Here is a 4,282-nt window from a genome sequence, read left to right on the forward strand (position 1 = left end):
AATTGGAAACGGAAAAATGCTTTATTTATATAGAGAATAATGAGTTTGTTTCCATGTTTCCTGTTTTTTTAACTCTTGAGAGAAATACATATAAATAATATTTGATCGAATATTATGTGCTGGTGAGGAGTGTATATGTGATAAGGAGTGCTCAAAACTGGAAACATGGAAACAGCTTTTAAAAATCCGCTATTATATTGGAGAAATTGAAGCGAAGATAGGAATTCGGCATTATAAAATTGGAAACAAACGGACGGAGAATAGGAAACATGTTTGTATACGAGTTTATATGGTGGGCTTGTCAGCCCGTAGAGAGGAAGTGATGGAATTAGATACATTTGTCCAGCTATGAATTTGAGAGTAAAGGGATGATTGGAATTGCAAAAGTGAACTTAATAAGCCGCAATGGGGTTGGGTGTGGGAGGGGAAACGGCGGCAGCAAATATTTGTCCGAAGTGCAGCTCAAGCGAAACGAAGGAAAATATTTGGAGAGTTTCCCCTATCCCACAAATAGATTATTTATAGATTCAGCAAATATTATATACATAATCAGAATCATGTTATTGACTAGGATTACCACTTAAAAATTTTCAATTTACATATTCAAATTAATCTTGCTGAATTGGACTATTATTTGCAAAATTTTAAACTACACGAATTGAGGACTTGAACCTTCAAAGTTTGAAATGTGTCACGTGACACAATGAGCAGTTTTACAATTACAAATTAGGCTACATGGGAATTCTGGCTATAGGCTAGGGTTCCTTTTCATTTTAGAGAGGAGAAATATGAATGCTATTAATGTTACAAGCAATAATCATAGAAATATTACGATTTGTTACTGCAATTGGTGTGTTTTACACCTGGATTTGGGTCGCAGTCTTTTTAAAAACGAGTTTAGAAAGGGGGATCAAGTGGATTGGAAATCAAATTCGTAAACGTAGAAACGTTAATTCCGTACATAAAAAACGCCAGAAATAATGAGAAAGCTGTAGACATAAAGGAGCAAATTTTATAAATGAAATGGATGAAATTGAAGATCGATCAACTGGTACATGCCGAATATAATCCAAGGAAGGATTTAAAAGCAGGTGATCCAGAGTTTGAAAAGATCAGGAATAGTGTCCTCGAATTCGGTTATTGTGAACCAATTATTTGTAATAGCGATTATACCATCGTGGGAGGTCACCAACGTGCCAAAGTGTTGAAGACACTCGGTTACGATGAAGTTGATTGTGTTATAGTCGATGTGAACAAGTCAAAAGAGAAAGCCCTGAACATAGCGCTTAACAAAATTACAGGGGAGTGGGACTTTGAGGCACTGGCTGGATTATTAGATGAGTTGAAGGAAGCAGATTATAATATTGAGCTAACGGGCTTTGATTGGTCTGAAGCGGAGAAGCTACTAGATACATTACACGAAGAATCCGTAGATGAGGAGGATGATTTCGATGTGGAAGAAGCATTGCCTGAACATCCAATCACTTGTAAAGGTGACATCTGGCTGCTTGGGAAGCATAGGCTCATCTGTAGAGACTCAACTAATCCGCAGGATATCGCAACATTGATGGATGGTAAGAAGGCTCAGCTCATTGTAACTGATCCACCCTACAATGTGGACTATACAGGTAAGACCAAGGATGCACTGAAAATTGAAAACGATAAGATGGATAACGACCAGTTTTATGATTTCCTATTGGCAGCCTATACTCGAATGTTTGAAGTAGCAGATGACGGAGCAAGTATTTATGTGTTCCACGCCGATAGTGAAGGTTTAAATTTTAGGAAGGCATTTATCGAAGCAGGATTCAAACTGGCCCAGTGTTGCATATGGGCTAAGCAAGCGATGGTAATGGGTAGGCAAGATTATCACTGGATGCACGAACCCGTATTATATGGTTGGAAGCCGACAGGTGGACACTACTGGAATAGTGATCGGAAGCAAACGACACTTTGGCAATTTGATCGCCCATTTCGGAATGAATATCATCCAACCATGAAGCCGATTCCCTTGATTAGCTATCCAATTAAAAATTCCAGTAAGCTTGGTGATATCGTATTTGATCCATTTGGTGGTTCAGGCTCGACATTGATTGCTTGTGAGGAAACGGATCGGATTTGCTATACCAGTGAGCTTGATCCCAAATATGTAGATGTGATTGTGAAGCGGTATATTGCCTACGTTGGCGACAATAGCGGTGTGTATTTAATTCGGGATGGAGTGAAGACGGGCTATTCAGAAATTGTTGCTGAGCCAGAATTAGAGAACGAGTAGTTAACCTTTTCTGAAAAGAAGTGTAGTTATAAATACCAAAATAGAAAACAAGGAGACACTGAAGCAAACTATTGCGTAAGTTTTTCGATTTGCCTTAAGTTCAGAGAAGCCAGTAAATAAAAACATGAGACCGAGGAAAAATTGTGAGAATTTGAATAGAATATGGTCGCCGGGATAAGCAAGTGACCAAAGGGACGTGATTATAACAACAGCGGCACATACAAATTTAAGAACTTGATAGATATTCAGTTTTTTAAGCATAGGTAAATTCCCCCACTCATATACCGTATTTTTCGGTGTAACCCCTTTATACAATATTATACAACTATTTGATTCGGAATGGTAAGTAGTATGGTTATGATGAAGTAGTTGCTGAGTCGGCAAGGTCAGAGGTATCATGTGCTGACTAAAGCGAAAGGGTGATTGGATTGGGTAAGGCTAAAGTGAATATGGTGATTCGATTCCTAAAGGGCATGCAAGCTGAAAAGGTAAATGTGCTGGGAACTGAGGAGGCTCGGGAGGACAATGAGTTGATTCAGAAGATGATTGAGGATATCGAATTGTTTTACGAGGTTGAGTTAGAAGGGTAAGCTGATACATATGGGGAATGGCCGATAGTTGGCTGTTCCCTTTTTTCATGATGGGGGTGAGTTAATGAGCAAAAACAATAATAATCCAAAAAGGAATAAACCTAAAATACTAACCAAGTACGATCAATTTGTTGTGCCAAGGCTGAGGGATATTCCCGTTTGGGTACGTGAAGGGGCAACAGATGAAGAGATTGCGAAACGACTAAATATTCATATTTGGACATTAGGCGACTATCGTAGGAAACATCCCAAATTTGCTGAAGCATTAGAACGTCCAACTAAGTGGGAAACCCATGTATATCCTCGGTTAGCGGAGATTCAGCAATGGTTCGAAGAAGGCGTGAACGCGGAGGATATTATCAGGAAACTCGATATAGGTAAAACGACTTGGTACGAGTATATAGATAAACATCCGATGCTGGCTGAACTAGTCAAATGGAGCAGATCTGTCCCGATTTCACACGTAGAAAATTCACTTTTGAAAGCTGCTACGGGCTATGAATATGAGGAAATTCGTACAGTAGTTGAAGAGGACAAAAATGGAAAAAAGAAGACGCGTATTGAAAAAGTGAAACGATATCAGCCCCCGAATCCGACAGCGATGATCTTCTATTTAAAGAACCGCGCACCCAATGAGTGGAATGATCGACGTGAGCTGGTGGTGAATACAAAAGCACTGGAACAAGAACGAAAGCAGCTATTTCTAGATATGATCGAAGCGGATGTAGTGGATGCTGAATATGAAGCTATTGAGGAATCGGTAGAGATTGAGGAAGGGTATATGGAGCCGGATGCTTCGCAGCTATAACGTTATGCCGTCAGTATTTGTATAGATAAACGCCAGTTTCAGCCCAGAATTAGCCTGTAAATTGCCCAAATTCAGTGCATAAGATAGGTTATGCAATCAGTGGACTTTCCTTCGCATCAACGGTATGATGTGACACACAAGCGGAAAGGTGGGGGCAAAGATGGAGTATATTCAAGGGTTTGAAGCACATTTACGGAGCAAGGATCGGAGTGAAAATACGGTTTCCTGCTATATTAGGGACGTATTGCAGTTTATAACCTGGTATCAAAGGAAAACGGAATATGGACTGGATCAGTGGATTGAACTGGATGGAGTAGAATATAAGAAGTATCTGCAAAGCACCAACCAAGCGATACTGACCATCAACCGTAAGATCGCCAGTATCAACGTATTTGCGCAGTGGATGCACCAGCAAGGCTATATAAAGGAAGAAATACATATCGAAGCAGTCAGGAACAAGGTCGTTCGGCAATACAAAGGGTTAGCGGAAAAGGATTTGTGGAAGCTGCGGAATGAAATTCACCGTATGGGCAATCGAATGCATATCTGTATGATTGAATTGCTGCTGGGAACAGGGATACGGGTAAGCGAATTGGTTGGAATCAAGTT

At 39.9% G+C, this 4,282-nt stretch carries 5 protein-coding genes; 4 read left to right on the forward strand and 1 reads right to left on the reverse strand.

Features of this window, described 5'->3' with window-relative positions; genetic code table 11:
* Positions 1-1,018: 1,018 nt before the first annotated feature.
* Positions 1,019-2,275 (forward strand): site-specific DNA-methyltransferase, encoded by a 1,257-nt coding sequence (locus tag ACWXW9_RS28795; RefSeq protein WP_494932178.1) that lies wholly within the window; start codon positions 1,019-1,021, stop codon positions 2,273-2,275.
* Here ACWXW9_RS28795 and ACWXW9_RS28800 read toward each other — a convergent pair whose 3' ends face one another.
* Positions 2,276-2,674 (reverse strand): YczI family protein, encoded by a 399-nt coding sequence (locus ACWXW9_RS28800; protein WP_494932179.1) that lies wholly within the window; start codon positions 2,672-2,674, stop codon positions 2,276-2,278.
* A gap of 29 nt (positions 2,675-2,703) precedes the next feature.
* Between ACWXW9_RS28800 and ACWXW9_RS28805 the strand changes: the two genes are divergently transcribed.
* The 3 genes from ACWXW9_RS28805 to ACWXW9_RS28815 all read left to right on the forward strand — a co-directional run.
* Positions 2,704-2,865, forward strand: a complete 162-nt coding sequence (locus ACWXW9_RS28805; RefSeq protein ID WP_494932182.1) for a hypothetical protein — start codon at positions 2,704-2,706, stop codon at positions 2,863-2,865.
* 64 nt (positions 2,866-2,929) lie between these two features.
* A complete protein-coding gene (locus ACWXW9_RS28810; RefSeq protein WP_494932180.1) occupies positions 2,930-3,673 on the forward strand; it encodes a transposase in 744 nt (247 codons plus the stop codon).
* Between the two features lie 160 nt (positions 3,674-3,833).
* A partial coding sequence (locus tag ACWXW9_RS28815; protein WP_494932181.1) for a tyrosine-type recombinase/integrase occupies positions 3,834-4,282 on the forward strand: 449 nt, incomplete at its 3' end.

This window comes from Paenibacillus sp. LT-B23, assembly GCF_059417685.1.